Here is a 19,504-nt window from a genome sequence, read left to right on the forward strand (position 1 = left end):
GGATGACGAATAAAAAAAGCCTACTAATGTCCCAACCGATAATTCAAACCAATAATTCCCTGTAAACCGGGCCAGAAACTCTCCCAGTTGGTCAGGCCAATGCCGGGCTGGTGTGCTATGTACGTATCAAACAGAAAGTAATCGGTCCGTTTCTGAAAACCGATAAACTTTTGCACACCCAGATCCAGATTCCAGCGGGCCGAAAACCGGATGTTCATGGCCGCCGTGATGCCAAGGCCTGTCACAAAACCGTCTGCCGATACCTGACGATATACGGATTTGCCCGTGCTGAAGGATTCGATGGTACCTTGCTGGCGGTATTGGGAACCAATCAGGCTAAGGCCGATCGGGAGGCCCACTTTGGTCACGCGCCCTTGCCTGCGAATCACATCCCAACGCGATCCCAGCTTGAAGAAAGCGCCCGATGTTTTCAGATCATTGACCCCGCAATTGCAGATGAATCCATTGCGGAAGCCGCCAAATGAGTTTTCGTGGGTATAGCCTGCGCTGAACGTAATGGCCCACTGATCGAGATGGGGGCTCCAAGCCGTTGTCAGTTCGAGCGAACGGCCCGGTAACGTCGCCAGGTTGCTGCCAATCTGTCCCTGCCACCGCTGGGCCTGAGCAGTGAAGAAAGAAACAAGAAAAAAAAGAAAGAGTAACGAACGGGTCATGAACTTTGATGACGAAATAAAATCGGCCAGTCTGAGTGACTGACCGATGTAATGCATTTATACTTTGGTTTTTTCAACGACGTTCACCAGAATGTAGCGGATACTGGGCCCGTCGGCCTTGGGGTTCTTGATGTGTTTCCGTCTGACGGTCAAGGTGTATTGGTAGCCTTCTTCGTACGTAAAACCTTCAATGCCGAAGTAGTGGTTAGACCAGTTTGCTTCGTCTTCCATCTTGACCCACAGGCACTTCTGCGGACCAACGCTCATGCAATCCCTGTATTTGTCGGCTACCTGCATGGTAATGATGTCTGGTTTTAAATTATTTTTGTCGCAAGCGGAAAACAAAAGGACAAGGCAAATGGAAAACAAGCGAATGATTTGGTTCATGGATGATTGGAGCTGTTATAAATCCTGTTTTGTGTCAGGATGCATTTGCTCACCAAACCGTTGGAAACGAACTTGATAAAGTTGACCGCGTGAAATTAGTACTTGGCTGGTTTTAGCAATTTCCGCTTAAAGAAATCGGCGGTTGCCTGCCCAACCTTCAGCGCATTGTCGTGGCGCATCCAGTGGTGGGTATCGTCGGGAATGACCAGTGTTTCCATCGGGACGCCCTGCGCGTCGAGCCGGCGAACCAGATCAGTGCTTTGGTTGAACCGAACGTTGCGGTCGTCGTCGCCGTGGATGATCAGAACGGGTGAGGTCCAGGTACGGACCGCCGAAACCGGCGAAGATTCCCAAGCTACTTTAACGGCTTTTTCAGCATCCGGAATCGGTTCGGCGGGATTGGACGGAAGCGGGGAACGGCTGGTGGTCCAGTTGTGAACGCCGTGGATATCAACCCCGGCGGCAAAGAGTTTAGAATCGCGGGCCAGCGCCAGGGCTGTCAGGTAACCGCCGTAGGAACCGCCGTACACGCCGATGCGGCTGGCGTCAATCTGGGGTTGTTGGGCGAGCCACTCGGCAGCGGCTTTGATATCCTGGTACTCCGAAGCGCCGGCTGAACCACCTCTCGCGGGCTGGTGAAAGGCGTGCCCGTATCCGATGCCCAACCGGTAGTTGACGGATAAAACCGTAAAACCGAGGCTGACCAAATATTGATTATAAGCGTAAGCATTCGAATAATAGTCCGAATAATTCCAGCCCAGCTGCATCTGCCGCGACGGACCGCCGTGGACATAAATGATAGCGGGGACATTATTGCCGGTCTTTTTGCCCGAACCGTTGGCAGGTTCAAAGAGTTGCGCGTAAATGGTCATGCCATCCGGTGCTTTGAAAATAACCTGTTTGGGCGTGACCAGTTGTTTTTCCGGGAAATTGGTGGGAATGAGGTTTTGGGCCAGCAGCTTTGGAGTGCCTTTCGAGAACGGCATTACGGCAGGTAGCGGAGGACGGTGGGCGGTACCGCTGATCAGGGCGATACTTGTCCCGTCGCCCGTAACAACCGGGGTCCACTCCAGACCGGCTCCCGGCGTCAGTACTTCTACAGCAGCTTTGTCGACAGGAACGCGAACCACGTGCCGCCGGTCGATATCCAGCTTATCGGGGCCGGTGTTGCCGCTAAAAACCAGCCATTTACGGTCAGCGCTCAACTGGATATGTTCGGCCATAAACGAACCGGGGGTTAACAACAACGGATTTCCGCCGGATGCGGGCAGGGAATACAGGTGCGGCCAGCCGTCCTGGTACGAAACAAAAACAATGCGGTCGTGGGCGGCCCAGTGCAGGTTGACACCGCCGTGGGTGTTCGGCACCGATCCGGCCAGGGTTTTGGGGGCCTGCCAGAGTGGGCTGGCGTTGCCTGTTGCTACATCAACGGTCCAGATGGACCACGGCTGGTGTTTTCGTACCAGCACGGAATCCGGCGCACCGCCCGATCCGGGTGTGCGGACAAACACAATTTTTTTCCCGTCGGGTGACCAGCGCGGAGAGCGGTCGCGGGAAAAGGAGGGAGCCATCCACTGAATGGGAGTTTCAGCATTGCTATACACCCCGACAAAGGCGTGATCACCCCGGCCCGAAATGAACGCCAGTTTTGAGCCATCGGGCGACCACTGAATCGATCCGTTTTCGCCCCGGGCAGTAAAGAGGTTTTTGGCGGGCGATGAACCATCGATGGGGGCCGTCCAGACCTGATTTGATTTAATAAAAGCGACCTGGTCATTTTTAGGGGAAATCAGCGGTTCGTCGCCTTCCGACAGCGATTTGGGTTGACCACCCGCAAACGGGACACTCCAGACCTGCACTTTGATGGGGTTGGGCGCAGAGGTGGTGTTGACCGGTAGTGCTTCGTCCCAGTTGGAGCCATGATCGCCCCCGCGTACGTAAATAACCCATTTTCCGTCTGCCGAAATCGCCAGGCTGGAAATTTCCTGGCCGTCGTCCTCCGTATAATTAGTGAGCATCCGGGGCACAAATTCTGGTCCTTCGGCTACATATACATTCCGTTTTCCGTTCTGGTTGAACACCCAGGCAATTTTTGATCCCTGGGCTGATGCCGTCAGATCGGAAGGGAAAGGATAACTACGGACGGATTCGAGCGTGAACGATTGAGCACTAACGACCAGATGCCCGAACAGCATGAGGCTAAAGAGGAAAATTCGCTTCATAAGAGGGAGTTGTATTCGGAAACCTGAAAATACGAAAGAAGCGTAATTTCGCAGAGGTGAGCGGCTGAAATCAGCATTTTTTAGCGAAAAAATTACTCCGCTTCTCTTCTTTCGCTTCGCTCACCTCTGCGAAATTACTAAACAAAGCCTTTGGCGACGGGTTAACTAAGTCTACGCTACGTGTATCACAATCCCCCGTTTTCAATGAAAAGCACAACCCAATCCATTGAGCAATTAAGCATCAATACCGTTCGGGTATTGGCGGCCGATGCCGTGCAGAAAGCCAAGTCTGGCCACCCCGGCTTACCGATGGGTGCGGCTCCAATTGGCCATATTCTCTGGACGGAAGCCATGAATTACAACCCCCAAAATCCCGACTGGCCCAACCGCGACCGGTTTATTCTGTCGGCTGGCCACGGTTGTATGTTGCAGTATTGTTACCTCCATCTGACGGGCTATGACCTGAGCATGGAAGACCTCAAGCAGTTTCGGCAACTCGACAGTCAGACACCCGGCCACCCGGAATACGGTTTGTCGAAAGGCGTTGAAATCACGACCGGACCGCTGGGGCAGGGGTTCGCCAACGGCGTTGGGTTTGCCATTGGGCAATACCACCTGGCGGCCCGGTACAACAAGCCGGATTTTCCGCTCTTCGATTATAAAATATACGCCCTTTGCAGCGATGGCGATATGATGGAGGGAATCACCTCCGAAGCCGCTTCGCTGGCGGGCCATCTGAAGCTGGGCAACCTGATCTACTTTTACGACGACAACCATATTTCGATTGAAGGAACAACGGATTTGACCTTCACGGAAGACGTGGCCCAGCGGTTTCAAGCGTACGGCTGGCATGTGCAGGTAGTGCCCGACGGCAATGATCTGGAAGCGTTGTACCAGGCCGTGAAAGCAGCCCAGGAAGAAACAAGCCGCCCGTCATTGATCAAAGTCCGGACGCACATTGGCTACGGTAGCCCCAACAAAGCCGACACCGCTGAAGCCCACGGTTCGCCCCTGGGAGATGAGGAAGTGCGGCTGGTGAAAGAAAACCTCGGCTTTGATCCTGATCAGTCGTTTGTGGTGCCCCCCGATGTGCTTCATTACTACCGCGAGATTGGCAAGGAGCGGGCCAAGAAAGAAGAAAAATGGAACGATCTGTATAAGGCTTACCAAGCAAAATACCCCGAGCTGGCCGAAGAATTTGAGTGGGTCACCAATGGAAAATTGCCGAAGGGATGGGAGGAAAAGATTCCCGTTTTTCCGGCAAGTGAAGAAAAGCTGGCAACCCGCCAGGCATCAGGGAAAGTGCTGAACGCCATCGCCGATGATTTGCCGCACCTCATCGGCGGATCGGCTGATTTGTCCCCGTCAACGAATACCGATCTGAAAAATTACAAGTCATTTACAGTAGACAACCGGGAAGGGCGTATTTTCCATTTTGGTGTTCGGGAGCACGCAATGGGTGCCATTCTGAACGGTTTGGCCGTTACCAAAGGCATTATTCCGTACGGGGCCACTTTTCTGGTGTTTTCAGACTATATGAAACCCACGATTCGGCTGGCGGCCATCATGAAAATTCGCCCAGTTTATGTGTTTACACATGATAGTATCGGCTTGGGTGAAGACGGTACCACGCACCAACCCATTGAACACCTGATGGCGTTGCGCGCCATTCCGAACGTGGTGGTGATTCGCCCGGCTGATGCCAACGAAACCGCTCAGGCCTGGCGGGTGGCCATCGGCCATCCGGGTGGCCCGGTAGCCATCGTTCTGACCCGGCAGGGCTTGCCCGTGCTTGACCAGGAAAAATACACCAGCGCGAAGGAACTGGAAAAAGGCGCGTATATTCTGTCCGATTCTGACAAAGAACCCGATGTCATTCTGATCGGTACAGGGTCGGAAGTATCGTTGTTGCTGCAGGCACAGGAGCAATTGAAAAAGGAATCGGTTGCGGCCCGCGTGGTGAGCATGCCCTCCTGGGAACTGTTCGATCGTCAGGATGCTTCTTACAAAGAAAAAGTGCTGCCCAAAAAGCACAGAAAACGCCTGGCGGTGGAAGCGGGCGCGGAGTTGGGCTGGCAAAAATACGTTACCGATGAAGGCGATATTCTGGGCATGACCTCGTTTGGCGAATCAGCACCGGCGGGCGACCTGTTCAAGAAATTTGGTTTCACGGTAGAAAATGTGGTCAAGCGGGCCAAAGCACTGTTGCATTAACCGCTTTTCGGTTTGTAATTTATCGTCTACGGTTTTCAGGATGCGGTTTACAGTGGGTTGACGCTATGGTTGCTGCACGCTGTTCGGGTTTGCCAATCCTGATCAGCTTAAGAATCGCGCTGAAAACCGGTTACTGAAAACCGATAAACCGAAAACTATAACCCGTGTACTCATGAAAATAGGCATTGCCGCCGATCACGGTGGCTTCGAACTCAAAGAAGATTTGAAATCGCATCTGACCAAATTAGGCTACGAAGTGGTCGATTACGGCGCTCACGAATATGATTCCCTGGACGATTATCCCGACAAAATTATTCCGCTCGCGCAGGCTGTGTCGAAGCGGGACGTGGAGCGGGGTGTGGCCGTTTGTGGCAGCGGGGTGGGCGCGGCTATTGTCGCCAACAAGATTCCGGGCGTGCGGGCGGCTTTAATTAACGACCATTTTTCGGCTCATCAGGGTGTAGAAGACGACGATATGAACTTAATTTGCCTCGGCGGACGTATTACAGGCAATCGGGTGGCCGAAGAATTCGTCCAGGCTTTTCTGGAAGCCCGCTTCAGCGGGGCCGAACGACACCTCCGCCGGTTGAATAAAGTGATTGAATTAGAAAGTAAATAACTTTTGCCGTTCAAGGTTTGACGTCTACCGTATAAGGCTTTTTCGCTGGTAGCGTAGTCGTTGAACCTTGAACTTTAAACCTTAAACGAAAAAATGGCAAATCGCGTCAAACAAATCCACGAATTTGGCCAGAGCATCTGGCTGGATTTTATCGACCGGAAAATCATGGATTCCGGAGAATTGCAAAAACTGATCGACGAAGATGGCGTTCGGGGTATCACGTCGAACCCGGCTATCTTCGAGAAAGCGATCAGCAGCAGTTCTGATTACGATGAAGACATCAAGACACTGTCTAAAGACAATAAAAGCGACGAAGATATATTTTACGGACTGGCCGTCAGCGATATTCAGCGGGCGGCTGATTTGTTTAAGCCCGTTTACGAAGAAGAAATTCGGGGTGCCGACGGGTACGTGAGTCTGGAAGTATCTCCGCACCTGGCACTTGATACGGAGGGAACCACCCGGCAGGCCCGCGAACTCTGGAAAGCCGTGGATCGGGAAAATGTCATGATCAAAATTCCGGGAACGGAGCCGGGCCTGCCCGCCATCCAAACCGCCATCAGTGAAGGTATCAACGTCAACGTGACGCTGCTGTTTGGGCTGGATCGCTACGAAGCCGTAACGGATGCGTACATCTCCGGTCTGGAAGCGCGCGTGGCGGCTGGTCAGCCCATTGACCACATTGCGTCGGTGGCCAGTTTCTTCCTCAGCCGGATCGATGTGATGGTGGACCCCATGCTGGACGAAAAAGGCCTGGGCGATCTGAAAGGCGAGGTTGCGATTGCTTCGGCCCGCAAGGCTTACGAAATTTACAAGCGCGTGTTCAGCAGCGAACGGTTTGCCAAGCTGAAAGAAAAGGGTGCGAAACCGCAACGGTTGCTGTGGGCCAGTACAAGCAGCAAAAATCCGGCAATTCCGGATACCAAATACGTGGAAGAACTGATCGGGCCAGAAACCGTTGATACCGTTCCGATGGAAACACTGGAAGCGTTCCGGGATCATGGCGTGGCCGAAAACCGCCTGGAAAACGATCTGGATAAATCCACGGAGATTCTCGAAAAACTCAAAACTGCCGGAATCGACATCAACGAGATTACCCAAAAGCTCGAAGACGAAGGCATCGACAAATTCAACAAGCCGTACGACAAGCTGCTGGCGGCCATTGCCACCCAGCGCAAAGCGCTCGAACACGCTTAAGGTATGGAGTTGACTCCCATTAAAGTTCTCTTTCTGGATGTCGGGGGCGTGTTGCTCACCAATGGGTGGGGGCACGAATCCCGGCAGCGGGCGGCCGAAACGTTCGGGTTTGATTACGCGGAAATGGACGTGTTGCATGATTTTATCTTCAACACGTACGAGATCGGGCGCATTACGCTTGACGAATATTTGGACACCGTTGTTTTCAACAAACCGCGCGATTTTACCCGGGAGGATTTCAAATCGTTTATGTTTGCGCAGTCGTTGGAATTGCCCCACATGCTCCAGTGGTTGGTTGAGTGGAAAAAAAGCAATCCACAGATTCGGATTCTATCCATCAACAACGAAGGACGCGAACTCAACGAATACCGTATCAAAAAACACCGGCTGCACCAGTGTTTCGACGCTTTCATTTCTTCCTGTGAGGTGGGAATGCGGAAGCCGGACCCTGGTATTTTCAGACTGGCAATGGGCGTTGCGCAGGCGCGCCCGGAGCAATGTTTCTATTTCGATGACCGCCTGATGCTGGTAGAAACGGCCCGGAAACTGGGTATCCAGGCGTTCCATCATCAATCCTTTGAAACAACGAAATCCATCCTGGAAAAGCTGAATTAAGAACCGCTAAACTTGCACTAGTTCAATGGCAGAAACGAAGTATAATTTTGGAATGATCGGCCTGGGAACGATGGGCCGCAATTTGCTGCTCAATATGGCCGATCACGGTTTTCCCGTGGCTGGTTACGACATCAATCCCGACCAGGTTGCTGGTTTTGAAAAAGAAGGCGAAGGCAAACCCGTGAAAGGGTTTACGGACCTGGCGGCCATGACCCAGAGCTTGTCTACGCCCCGGGCCATCATGATGCTGGTGCCCGCCGGAAAACCGGTCGATAACGTCATCGAAAAGTTACTGCCGCTGCTTGAACCCGGCGACATTATCATCGACGGTGGAAACTCGCATTTTACCGACACCATTCTTCGGGATAAATACCTGGACGAAAAAGGCTTCCACTTCTTTGGAATGGGCATTTCGGGCGGTGAAGAAGGCGCACGCAAAGGGCCGAGTATGATGCCGGGTGGCGACAAACAGGCGTACCTGACGCTGAAACCCATCTTTGATGCCATTGCCGCCAAGGTAAACGGAGATCCTTGCGTTACCTATATCGGACCGGGCGCATCGGGCCATTTTGTCAAAATGGTGCATAACGGGATTGAGTACGGGGTCATGCAACTTATTGCCGAGACATACGAAATTCTGCGCAAAGGGTTATTGCTTGACAATGAGGAACTTCACCAGCTGTTTAAAGGATGGAATGAAGGCCGTTTGCAGTCGTTTCTAATCGAAGTATCGCGCGACATTTTTAATTTCAAGGAAGACGGCGCGGATCAGTACCTGCTGGATTTGATTAAAGATCAGGCCAAATCGAAAGGAACCGGCAAATGGACCTCGCAGGTGGCGATGGACCTGGAAGTGCCCATTCCGACCATCGACATGGCGGTGGCCATGCGCGATATGTCCAAGTACAAAACGTTGCGGGTGCGGGCATCGGGCATTTACGGCGGTGAACCTGCTGCGCTCAACGTCAACAAGGAGGACTTCTTAGAATCGGTGGAAGAGGCTCTGTATTTCAGTATCATCATGACCTACGCGCAGGGCCTTGATTTGCTGTATCGTTCTTCGATTGCGTACGGGTATAACCTTGATCTGGCCGGAATTTCGAAAATCTGGCGGGGTGGCTGTATCATCCGGGCGGCTTTACTGAGCGACATTTACAATGCCTACGAAAAGGCACCGAGTCTGGAGCATCTGCTGCTCGATGAGTCCATCAAGGAGCTGGTTTCCCGGAGCCTGGGCAGCATGCGGGCAGTTGTTACTTCGTCCATTACAGCAGGATTGGCCATTCCGGCCCTGGCGTCGGCTTTGACGTATTTCGATTCGTTCCGGACCGAAAACCTGCCATCCAACCTGATTCAGGCGCAACGCGATTACTTCGGCGCTCATACCTACGAACTGATTAACAAAGAAGGCGTTTTCCATACCCACTGGACGCCGTTACCAAGTAAACCATGAAATCGACTCTAAAACCGCAGCCCACCGTATTTGTGATCTTCGGGGGAACCGGTGACCTGGCCTGGCGCAAACTGGCCCCGGCCTTGTATAACTTGTACCTGGATGGCTGGTTGCCCGCTCATTTTTCAATCATTGGAACGGGCCGCACGCAACTTACCGACGAGCAGTTCCGGGAAAAACTTCGGGAAGGCATCGACAAGTTTTCCCGCAGCGGACAATCCCAAAACGAGCAATGGGACGTATTCAGCAAGAATATTTATTACCAGGTTTCGGACCTGAAAAATGCGAAAACGTACCACGAATTGGGTGAACGCTTCCAGACCTATGAAGCGGAATGGGGCGAGAAAGCGGACCTGATTTATTACCTGGCGGTGGCTCCCAATTTCTTCCCGATCATCGCGGAAAACATTGCCAACAAATGTCCGAAAGATGGACTATCGCGGACTCGGATTGTGATCGAAAAACCGTTCGGGCATGATCTGGAGTCGGCGCGGGCGTTGAATGCGCAGTTGCAGGGAATCTTTGACGAAAAGCAGATTTACCGCATCGACCATTACCTCGGCAAAGAAACCGTGCAGAACATCATGGCATTCCGGTTTTCCAACTCGCTGCTGGAACCCATCTGGAACCGTAATTACATCGATCACGTCCAGATTTCGGTGACCGAACAGCTGGGCGTTGAAGATCGGGGCGGTTATTACGACGGGGCGGGGGCCATGCGCGATATGATCCAGAACCACATTCTGCAACTCCTGTGTCTGATTGCGATGGAACCGCCGATCAACCTCGACGCCGATGAGGTGCGAAACCGTCGGGTGGACGTGTTGCGGTCAATGCGCCGGTTTGACGCCGATGCCATTCGATTTTCAGCCGTTCGGGGCCAGTACGCCCACGGCTGGATTGAAGGCAAGGAAGTGCCGGGTTACCGGCAGGAAGAGGAGGTTGATCCCGAATCAAATACGGAAACATTTGCCGCCGTGAAGTTTTTCGTCGACAACTGGCGTTGGCAGGGCGTACCGTTTTACGTTCGGACGGGAAAACACCTGAGCCAGTCGGCATCGGTCATTTCAATCCAGTTCAAAAACGTTCCGCATTCCATCTTTCCGGCAGAATCAGCCGAAAACTGGCAGCAAAACCGCTTGATTTTCAGTATTCAGCCCGAAATGAGCATTCGGCTCCAGATGCAGGCCAAGCGCCCCGGTCTGGACATGACGCTCAACCCCGTTGATCTGGTGTTTGACTACAGCGGCACCTACGCCGGCAAACCGCCCGAAGCATATGAAACCCTGCTGCTTGATACCATGCTGGGTGATCAGACGCTGTTCATGCGCAGTGACCAGGTGGAAGCCGCCTGGGAGTTGATCATGCCGATTCTGAATGCCTGGGGCAACAAAAAAAGCCTTAGTTTTCCGAACTATCCCGCCGGTTCCTGGGGACCGGAAAATGCCGAAGCACTTATTGCGCAGGACGGTTTTCACTGGTTTACACTTCCACTTAGCAGTAAACACGCATGAGCCAGCCTATTCTGCATATTTACGAAACCGCCGACCAGACACTGGTGGCGCTGGCCGATTTTTTCGTGGAAAGCGCCAAAGAGTCGATTGCCGAAAACGGCCGGTTTTTGGTTTCGCTATCGGGTGGTAGTTCGCCCAAGAAGCTCTACGAATTGCTGGCATCCCCGGAGTACAGCAGCCGGATTGACTGGGATAAAGTCGATTTCTTCTTTGGCGATGAGCGCAACGTGCCCGCCGACCATCCCGACAATAACGCCCTGATGGTCAAAAAAGCGCTGTTTGAACCGTTGCGGATTCCGGCGGAGCATATTTTTGCGGTTGATACCAGCCTGCCACCCGCCGAAGCCGCCCAACGCTACGCAGAAACGATTCAAAACCGTTTCCAGGCCGAACAGGTGCGCTTTGATCTGATCCTGCTCGGATTGGGTGACAATTCGCACACCGCTTCGCTCTTTCCGCACACGCCGGTGTTGCACGACACGTCGGTTTCGGTGAAAGCCGTTTATTTGGAGGATCAGGATGTGTACCGGATTACGATGACTGCTCCGCTGATCAATCTGGGCCGTCGTCTGGCGTTTCTGGTTTACGGAGAAGGAAAAGCCGAAGCGGTCAATGCCGTTTTGAATGGCGCGGAAGACATTGAAAATCACCCCGCACAACTGATTCGCAAGACGGAAGGCGAGGTGCACTGGTTTCTGGACGAACCGGCGGCATCGGTTTTGCCAAAATAGGTTCACGTATTCGGAATCCAGAAGCAATTTGACCGGTCCGTACTCTATTTATTACAAACTAAAAGGCCTTAAAGGCCTTTTAGTTTGTAATGCTAGTAAATTCACCAGGGCTGCATCATGTTAAAAGGTACGAAACTCTACAGCATTCTTTTCAATAAATGCCCTCGTTGTCAGAAGGGTGATTTTTTCGTTACGAGCAGTGCGTACAACCTGAAACGCTTTGATGATATGCACGAACAATGCAGTCATTGCAAGCTGCGTTACGAGGCTGAACCCGGTTTTTTCGTGGGGGCGATGTACGTGAGTTATGCCTATTATGTGGCCTACATCATTGCAACGTTTGTGCTGTTTAGTCTGTTTTTCTCGATTGATCAGCTCAATTATTACCTGGTGGTGCTGCTGCCAACGCTGGTGGTGCTCACGCCATTTTTCTTCCGATTGGCCCGCCGGACCTGGATTAGTTTCTTTGTTAGCTACAATCCGGAAGCTTCCGAAGCGAAACCCCGCTGAAGCGTTCCTTATCCGCTGGGGCATAGAAGAAAATAGCGGTTTAGGCGGTTACTTGCAGGTAATCCGGCAACGGCAACGCCAGGCTTGACGCATCGGGAATAGCGGTCCGGCGCACGGTTTCGAGTGGGATAACGCCCGACCAGATCGGCAGGTCTTTGTCTTCGGGTTCGTCGTTGGGGCCACCAGTCCGGATTTTGGCCGACGCTTCTTCCAGTGAAAATGCCAATACCGTCGTTTTCCGAATCTCACTGACGGTTTCTGGGCGCAGGTCGGCCCAGCGATTCGGAATCAACTGGTCCGTGATGAGCGCCAGTGCCTTCACTTTCTGATCGTAGTCCTCCACTTTTTCGGCCGTGGCAAAAATGATCACCGAGCGGTAATTGACCGAATGGCTGAAGCCCGATTTGGCCAGGACCAACCCATCGAGGAGGGTCACCGAAATGCAAACCGGAATTCCTTTTTCAACTTCCCGAATAAAATGACTACCTACCGATCCGTGAATTAGCAGCCGGTCGCCGTCGCGGGCAAAAGCGGTGGGCAACGACCAGGGCTGGCCGTCGATGGCGTAGCTGATGGTGCAAAAAAGGGCTTCGTCCAGGATGCTGTAAATGGATTCGGTGTCGTAATGGGTACGTTTGGCCGAGCGACTGGAGGTGGTGCGTAGTGTTTGCATAGCGAGTAGTTTTCTGTTGGTGGTATACGGTCTTCAGTTTATGGTTCAATGCGTCAGCCCACTGAAAACCTTTCTTTGACTTTCCAAAGGTGCTATATTGCCGGATGGTCTAAATCATCCGGTTTTTGAAAAATAGGTAGTCCGCTTATGCTTCCTTTCAAATCATTACTTACCGTCGATAAAACCGCCGATAGGGCTGTGTTTCTGCAACTGGCGGGGCAACTCCGGCGGCTGATTGGCGAAGGCGTTCTGCAAACCGGCCAAAAATTGCCGGGCAGTCGCCAGCTGGCAACTCTGCTTCAGCTCCACCGTAAAACCGTGATAGCCGCTTATGACGAATTGCTGGCGGAGGGGTGGCTAGCGTCGCGGACAGGCAGTGGTACGTTTGTGGCTGACCAGCTTCCTGTCGTTTTGCCCCAATCCTTTGGAGAAGAGACGAATTCTCAGCCCGTAAAGCAGGTGGCCGGTTTCCAGTTTGCTAAAAAGCCGCACCTGGCCCGCCCTTTGCTGCTCATAAATGACGGTCTGCGGCTGGACGACGGGTTTCCAGATATTCGTCTGGCGCCAATGGACGAGCTGGCTCGTGCCTATCGCTCGTATTTCCGCTGGGGTAATCCGCAGCAGCATTTTGGCTATGGCGATCCGAAAGGCAATCGCCTGCTGCGCGAAGAACTTTCGGGGTATCTCAACGAAACCCGGGCGCTTCATACAACGCCGGACAACATCCTGGTGGTGCGAGGTAGCATCATGGGTATTCACCTGGCCAGTACACTCTTGCTGGAACCGGGCCAGACCGCCGTAGTGGGTGAAACCAACTGGTCGGGTGCAAACATGAATTTTGTGCAAGCCGGAGCCAACCTGCTCACGGTGCCCGTTGACCAGTACGGCATTGATGTCGAGGCTCTGGCCGAAATCTGTCGGCGTCAGCCGGTTCGGGTTGTCTATGTGACGCCCCATCACCACTATCCGACCACCGTTAGCATGCCGTCCGACCGTCGGCAAAGGCTGCTGCAACTGAGTTCCCAATACGGTTTTGTGATTCTGGAGGATGATTACGATTACGAGTTTCACTACCTCCGCCGACCCATTCTGCCGCTGGCGAGTGCTGATGCAAATGGTATGGTGATTTACGTGGGATCGTTGTCGAAGTCGGTGGCTCCGGCGTTTCGAATCGGGTATCTGGTTGCCCCCGAGTCGGTTATTGACGAACTGGCCCGCTTGCGCCGGATTATCGACCGGCAGGGTGACTCCATGCTTGAGTTTGCGGTGGGACAACTGTTTCGCAACGGCGATATGCGACGCCACCTGAAAAAAGCGCACCAGGTTTACGCGGCCCGGTGTACTTATTTTTGTTCCCTGTTGAGCAGTGAATTGACCGATGTAGTGACGTTCAAACAACCCGAGGGTGGGCTGGCGGTGTGGGCAACGCTGGACCCGGATATTAACGTGAGCGAACTGGCCGAAAAAGCCCGGCGTGAAAATTTGACAGTTGCCAACGGACTGGCGCATAATCCGCCCGGGAAAAAGCTTAACAGCACGCGATTGGGATTTGCGTCGAGTACCGAAGCTGAGCTGGAGCAAAGCGTGGGAATTCTGCGCAAACTCACACGTGGCTGAGGAAAACCGTTATTCAAACTGAAACGCAAAATAAGTACACGGCTTGGAACTGGTGTTCTGAATGCCGTGGGGAACGTTGGACTCCAGAAAAATAATGTCGCCGACCTGGGCCGGATGAAGGACTCCGTCAATGCTTTCCTGGGCGGTATTTTCGATCAGTAACAAAATTTCGGCGGCCCGGTGAGTGTGGGGCGGGTGGCTCCATAAGCCTGGATTCAGGGTCGTAACGTGCATTTCAAAGCGCTTGCACATCACCGTCGACTGATCGAACATTCGTCGGATGCCACCTTTGTCGTGTGGTTTGTACGGCACGGTATTCCAGTCAACCCAGAACGAGCCACCTGCCATCCGGGTCAGGTCGAGATCCGGCACTTCCTTGGAGGCATAGCGCATGACAAAATAGGTAACGGGCTGGTTCGTCTTGTTAGAAAACCGGTGGGCATCGCCGGGCATCACCAGCACAACGCTGCCGGGACCCAGCGTTTTGGTTTTTTCGCCGAGCGTAACCGTTAACGGGCCTTCTTTGACAATCAGCAGTAGTTCGTCATCCAGAACCTGAGATGGCGGCTCGGGTTGATTGGCCAGAAGGGTGATGCCGTGGATACTAAAATCGTTGAAATCCCGCGTGGTGCCTTCCATGAGTGTTCGGTCTTCATAGCCCGTGTACCTGGCAACCGGCGCTTTGCTCCAGGCGTATACCTTCGACAGAATCGTTTGAGCATGAGTAGGTTGGGCGAAGACGGCGAGCAGCAGCAACAGGAACGGTTTCATCGATTTAAGGGATTAAGCAGCGAGGTAAAAAGCAAATACGAGTTCAAAACTAGTTAAAAAGCGGTTTCATCAATAGTTGGGCAAAGGAGCCAGATGCGTAAAATTTGCCTCCGAAAACTGGATCAAGATACCGCACCCGGCCTCATTCTATTGGCCGGACGTCAAACTTTCAAACGATGCAGCGGGTTATTCAAGAGCACGATTACGCAATAAGCATCATTTCTCTCAACAGAATTATGGCAGAAGCAATTAAAACCGCCCTCGTCACCGGCGGATCAAAAGGTATTGGATACGGCATTGCCGAAGTGCTGATCAAAGACGGTATTCGCGTGGCTATTACCAGCCGCTCGCAGGAAAACGCCGAAGAAGCCGCAGCTTCGCTGAATAAAATCAACGATGGGTATGCCCTCGGAATTGCCGCCGACGTGCGCGACCTGGTTTCGCAGCAGCGGGCCGTTGACGCAATTGTGCAGAAATGGGGCCGCCTGGATTATGTCATCGCCAACGCGGGCGTCGGTCATTTTGCGCCCATCCAGGAACTGACCCCTGAGCAGTGGACCGAAACCATCGACATCAACCTGACCGGGGTGTTTTATTCCATCAAGGCGACGTTGGACGAATTGAAAAAGTCGGAGGGCTATTTTATCTCCATTGCGAGTCTGGCCGGCACCAATTTCTTTGAAAATGGAACGGCCTACAACGCCAGCAAGTTTGGGCTGGTTGGGTTTACACAGGCGCTGATGCTCGATTTACGCAACGAAGGCATAAAAGTATCCACGATCATGCCCGGGTCGGTAGCGTCTTACTTCAACAACCACGAACCCAGCGAGAAAGACGCCTGGAAAATTCAGCCCGAAGATATTGGCCAGATCGTTGCTGACCTGATTCACATGCCCGCCCGGACGCTGCCCAGCAAGATCGAGGTGCGGCCCACCCGGCCCGGCGGCAAGTAACTGATTTTTGAGGAAAGGCCGCCGTGGGTGTGAAGGATGAGTGGTACGGAGCCCTGGTGCAACCCGAGGGTATCCAAAGTCAAGTCCGTTGGACTTGCGTGGATTTTGGCAAAACCGTTATCTTTAACAATTGTCAAACCTTCCCATATGAATTCACGGCTACCTTTCCTCGCTTTTTTGCTGATCCAGTTTTTCGTTTTTCGAACGGTTTTGGCTCAGCCTCTTACCTCCGCCCAGATTGATCAATTGGCGGAGCGAACCCTAACAACTTTTCAGGTGCCGGGTATTGCGGTGGCCGTGGTGAAAGACGGCAAGGTGATTCATGCCAGGGGCTACGGTGTCCGGTCGCTGAAGTCGAGCCAGAAAGTAGATGGCAACACGTTGTTTGGTATCGCTTCCAACAGCAAGGCATTTACGGCGGCTGCCCTCGGTATGCTGATCGATGAAGGAAAAATGACCTGGGATGATAAGGTCATTGATTACATCCCGGAGTTTCGGCTCTACAACGCCTACGTAACCGAAGAATTCACCGTCCGCGATTTGCTGACCCACCGCAGTGGCATGGGCCTGGGTGCGGGTGATCTGATGTTTTTTCCTGATTCCAGCGATTTTACACTGAATGATGTCATTCACAACCTACGGTATTTGAAACAGGTTTCGGGTTTCCGCACCAAATACGACTATGACAATTTGTTGTACATGGTAGCGGGTGAAGTCGTGAAACGGGTATCGGGAAAAAGCTGGGAGGAGTTTGTGGAAACCCGCATCATGCAGCCGCTTCAGATGGAAAATAGCCGCGGATCGTTTTCGCGATTGCCAACAAGCCAAACAAATATCATCGACGCCCATGCCGTAGTGGATGGCAAGTTGCAGATTATCAAACGGGGGCGGCTCGACGTGGGCAATTCCGCCGGTGGAATTTACAGCAGCATCAACGACCTGAGCAAGTGGGTAATCATGCAACTCAACGGCGGCCAGTACGGTGACGGCTTATCAAAAACGCTGTTTAGCAAAACCGTGCAGGACGAGATGTGGGCCCCACAAACCATCATTCCGGTACGTAACCCCGGCCCCTACAACACCCACTTCAGCTCCTACGGATTGGGCTGGGGGCTGAGTGATGTGAAGGGTTACAAGCAGGTGACACACACGGGCGGTTTGCCGGGTATGGTGACGCAGGTGACGCTGCTGCCGGAATTGAAACTAGGCATCATTGTGTTGACCAACCAGCAGGTCGGAGCGGCCTTTATGGCCATTACCAACCAGATCAAAGACAGCTATTTCGGCGTGAGCGGAACCGACCGGTTGAAGGAATACAGCGACCGGATGCGCGAAAATACCGCCCACGCCGACCAGGTAACCAATGAAGTATGGAAAACCGTAGCCGCTGAACAACGAAAAACCGACGCCAAACCGCCCATCAGTTTTTACACCGGAACCTACCGCGACAACTGGCTGGGTGACGTATTGATCAAAACAGCGAACAATAAACTGCTGTTTACGGCCAAGCGCTCACCCCGGCTGACTGGTGAGTTATTTTTTTACAAGGGCAATACGTTTGTGGTGAAGTGGAACGACCGGAGTCTGGAAGCCGACGCTTTTGTGATGTTCGGGCTGGATTATGAAGGTAAACCGGTTTCCATGAAAATGAAGGCCATTTCACCCCTGACCGACTTCAGCTACGATTTCCACGATCTGGATTTTACGCGCGTAGACAAGCAATAGAAAGACAGAAGAGGTAAAACCAGAGAGTAAAAATTGACTTCGCCGTCTTTACTCCCTGGTTTTACCTCTCACCTTGTTACGATCATCTAAATGCCCTCTTTAATTCATTGGACGCATAGGCTTGGGCGTCCTTTGCTTCCGGAACAACCAGTGCCATGCCGAAGGAATCATGCGTTACGCCAGCGGCTTCATGTAATGTGTAATTTGAGTTGTATCAATTGATACACCTAAAGAAGAACCACCGGGAGTTGTTCTGGGAGGCACCGTAACCCGATTGTAAAATGGGTGTCCGTCAGCGGGCGACGGCAATTTTGTATTTTTTGCCTTTCATTTTCTCATCTTTTATCCGGATCAGTAAGTCGGCTACTTTTCCCGTTCGGACGGCGGCAAACGAACTAAAGTCCTTGACTTCGATTAGTCCCAGATCCCCTCTTTCAAGACCGCCTTTCTGGGAGAAAAAACCGACAATGTCTACTTTGTTGAGCTTGTTTTTCTTCCCGCCACTGATGTAAATGGTCTGAAAATCGGGGGGAGCGGGGAGGGGAAAATGCTCGGCCAGAGGCACTTCCTCAAGCGAATCGGGGAGGTAGGGAGGATGGTTTTCGTGGTAGCTCAGGAGCAGGTAGGCCGTGCCGGTTGCGTGCATCCGGGCGGTGCGGCCATTGCGGTGGACAAACTCGTGTTCGTGCAGCGGCAACTGGTAGTGAATCACGTGTTTCATTTCGGGAATGTCTAGTCCCCGGGCTGCCAAATCCGTTGTAATCAGGTACCGCACGCTGCCATTGCGAAACCGGATCAGCGCCCGCTCACGGTCGTCCTGCTCCAGGCCGCCGTGGTAAAAAGCCGTTTGAATGCCCCGCTGGTTCAGCGCCGTACTGAGTTGTTCGGCGGTTTCGCGCAGGTTGCAAAAAATCAGCGCGGATTCTGATTGGAGCGAACTAATCAGCTGCACCAGTGTATTGAATTTGTCATCTTCAGGCGCAATGACCAGCTTGAGAGTCAGCCCATCGGTGCGGTCTTCTTCGGGCAGGAAGTCGATCCGGACCGGTGAACGAACACCCGTAAAATCCGGAATGATAATACCAGAGGTAGCCGAAACCAACACCCGTTTTTCCAGATTTGGTAAATGCCCCATAATGAACGCCATCTGGTCGTGGAAGCCCAGTTCCAACGATTTGTCAAATTCGTCGAGCACCAGCGTATGAATACCCGCCGGGTCGAAGGTATGGCGGGATAGGTGGTCGGCGATGCGGCCTGGTGTGCCAATCAACACGGCGGGGGGCTGGCTTAAATTCTGGATTTCGGTGGTCATCGGATGGCCGCCGTAGCAGACATTGGATTTGAAACCCGTGCCCATTTTTTTCCAGATCGCTTCAATTTGCAGGGCCAGTTCGCGAGTGGGGGCCAGAATCAAACACTGAACGGTTTTTAGGTCGGGTCGGAGCAAGTGCAAAGCGGGCAACAAAAAACCGAGCGTTTTTCCGGAACCGGTGGGGGCCAGCAACAAAGCCGCCTGTTCGCGTAAAACCGTTTCGCGGGCAGCTTGCTGCATAGGATTCAGGGCCGCAATACCCAGGTTCGAGAGAACGGGCGTTAAGTCGTGGGAAATTTCCATTTGGCAAAAGTAAC

The 19,504-nt window shown here is 52.9% G+C and carries 17 protein-coding genes; 11 read left to right on the forward strand and 6 right to left on the reverse strand.

Going from position 1 to position 19,504, the window contains the following annotated elements; all coding sequences use genetic code 11:
* Window positions 1-23: 23 nt before the first annotated feature.
* The 3 genes from ACYVH9_RS24145 to ACYVH9_RS24155 form a co-directional block, all read right to left on the reverse strand.
* Complete coding sequence (locus ACYVH9_RS24145) at window positions 24-674, reverse strand: hypothetical protein (protein WP_460638987.1); 651 nt, start codon at window positions 672-674, stop codon at window positions 24-26.
* 57 nt (window positions 675-731) lie between these two features.
* On the reverse strand, window positions 732-1,061 hold the full coding sequence (locus tag ACYVH9_RS24150) for a DUF4377 domain-containing protein (protein WP_460638988.1): 330 nt from the start codon (window positions 1,059-1,061) through the stop codon (window positions 732-734).
* A 95-nt stretch (window positions 1,062-1,156) separates the two neighbouring features.
* Window positions 1,157-3,283 carry a S9 family peptidase gene (locus ACYVH9_RS24155; protein ID WP_460638989.1) on the reverse strand — a complete coding sequence of 709 codons (2,127 nt, stop codon included), beginning with the start codon at window positions 3,281-3,283 and terminating at the stop codon, window positions 1,157-1,159.
* Window positions 3,284-3,487: 204 nt separating this feature from the next.
* Here ACYVH9_RS24155 and tkt point away from each other — a divergent pair, with 204 nt between their 5' ends.
* The 8 genes from tkt (at window position 3,488) to ACYVH9_RS24195 (ending at window position 12,136) form a co-directional block, all read left to right on the forward strand.
* The gene (tkt, locus tag ACYVH9_RS24160; protein WP_460638990.1) at window positions 3,488-5,497 is read left to right on the forward strand and encodes a transketolase; all 2,010 of its coding nucleotides are present in this window, start codon (window positions 3,488-3,490) and stop codon (window positions 5,495-5,497) included.
* A gap of 172 nt (window positions 5,498-5,669) precedes the next feature.
* Window positions 5,670-6,116: an RpiB/LacA/LacB family sugar-phosphate isomerase gene (locus ACYVH9_RS24165; RefSeq protein ID WP_460638991.1), complete on the forward strand. Its 447-nt coding sequence runs from the start codon at window positions 5,670-5,672 to the stop codon at window positions 6,114-6,116.
* A 93-nt stretch (window positions 6,117-6,209) separates the two neighbouring features.
* The gene (gene tal, locus ACYVH9_RS24170) at window positions 6,210-7,313 is read left to right on the forward strand and encodes a transaldolase (RefSeq protein ID WP_460638992.1); all 1,104 of its coding nucleotides are present in this window, start codon (window positions 6,210-6,212) and stop codon (window positions 7,311-7,313) included.
* Window positions 7,314-7,316: 3 nt separating this feature from the next.
* Entirely contained in the window at window positions 7,317-7,928 is a 612-nt protein-coding gene (locus ACYVH9_RS24175; RefSeq protein ID WP_460638993.1) for an HAD family hydrolase, read from the forward strand.
* Between the two features lie 25 nt (window positions 7,929-7,953).
* Window positions 7,954-9,381 carry an NADP-dependent phosphogluconate dehydrogenase gene (gene gndA, locus ACYVH9_RS24180; RefSeq protein WP_460638994.1) on the forward strand — a complete coding sequence of 476 codons (1,428 nt, stop codon included), beginning with the start codon at window positions 7,954-7,956 and terminating at the stop codon, window positions 9,379-9,381.
* Complete coding sequence (gene zwf / locus ACYVH9_RS24185) at window positions 9,378-10,895, forward strand: glucose-6-phosphate dehydrogenase (RefSeq protein ID WP_460638995.1); 1,518 nt, start codon at window positions 9,378-9,380, stop codon at window positions 10,893-10,895. Before gndA ends, zwf begins: the two co-directional genes overlap by 4 nt.
* Window positions 10,892-11,626, forward strand: coding sequence for a 6-phosphogluconolactonase (gene pgl, locus ACYVH9_RS24190; RefSeq protein WP_460638996.1), 735 nt, complete (start codon window positions 10,892-10,894; stop codon window positions 11,624-11,626). Before zwf ends, pgl begins: the two co-directional genes overlap by 4 nt.
* 117 nt (window positions 11,627-11,743) lie before the next feature.
* Complete coding sequence (locus tag ACYVH9_RS24195) at window positions 11,744-12,136, forward strand: DUF983 domain-containing protein (RefSeq protein WP_460638997.1); 393 nt, start codon at window positions 11,744-11,746, stop codon at window positions 12,134-12,136.
* Window positions 12,137-12,176: 40 nt separating this feature from the next.
* On the opposite strand, the gene ACYVH9_RS24200 is transcribed toward ACYVH9_RS24195, so the two are convergent.
* Window positions 12,177-12,809 (reverse strand): pyridoxamine 5'-phosphate oxidase family protein, encoded by a 633-nt coding sequence (locus ACYVH9_RS24200; protein WP_460638998.1) that lies wholly within the window; start codon window positions 12,807-12,809, stop codon window positions 12,177-12,179.
* Between the two features lie 147 nt (window positions 12,810-12,956).
* Here ACYVH9_RS24200 and pdxR point away from each other — a divergent pair, with 147 nt between their 5' ends.
* The gene (gene pdxR / locus ACYVH9_RS24205) at window positions 12,957-14,426 is read left to right on the forward strand and encodes a MocR-like pyridoxine biosynthesis transcription factor PdxR (protein ID WP_460638999.1); all 1,470 of its coding nucleotides are present in this window, start codon (window positions 12,957-12,959) and stop codon (window positions 14,424-14,426) included.
* A gap of 9 nt (window positions 14,427-14,435) precedes the next feature.
* Here the strand turns inward: pdxR and ACYVH9_RS24210 are convergent, their stop codons facing one another.
* Window positions 14,436-15,197 carry a cupin domain-containing protein gene (locus tag ACYVH9_RS24210; RefSeq protein ID WP_460639000.1) on the reverse strand — a complete coding sequence of 254 codons (762 nt, stop codon included), beginning with the start codon at window positions 15,195-15,197 and terminating at the stop codon, window positions 14,436-14,438.
* A gap of 236 nt (window positions 15,198-15,433) precedes the next feature.
* Here ACYVH9_RS24210 and ACYVH9_RS24215 point away from each other — a divergent pair, with 236 nt between their 5' ends.
* Together ACYVH9_RS24215 and ACYVH9_RS24220 are read left to right on the forward strand one after the other, a co-directional pair.
* Window positions 15,434-16,150, forward strand: coding sequence for an SDR family oxidoreductase (locus tag ACYVH9_RS24215; protein ID WP_460639001.1), 717 nt, complete (start codon window positions 15,434-15,436; stop codon window positions 16,148-16,150).
* 147 nt (window positions 16,151-16,297) lie between these two features.
* Window positions 16,298-17,875 carry a serine hydrolase gene (locus tag ACYVH9_RS24220; RefSeq protein ID WP_460639002.1) on the forward strand — a complete coding sequence of 526 codons (1,578 nt, stop codon included), beginning with the start codon at window positions 16,298-16,300 and terminating at the stop codon, window positions 17,873-17,875.
* A 292-nt stretch (window positions 17,876-18,167) separates the two neighbouring features.
* On the opposite strand, the gene ACYVH9_RS24225 is transcribed toward ACYVH9_RS24220, so the two are convergent.
* Window positions 18,168-19,490, reverse strand: coding sequence for a DEAD/DEAH box helicase (locus ACYVH9_RS24225; protein ID WP_460639003.1), 1,323 nt, complete (start codon window positions 19,488-19,490; stop codon window positions 18,168-18,170).
* Between the last annotated feature and the right edge of the window lie 14 nt (window positions 19,491-19,504).

It is taken from the genome of Larkinella harenae, assembly GCF_054780515.1.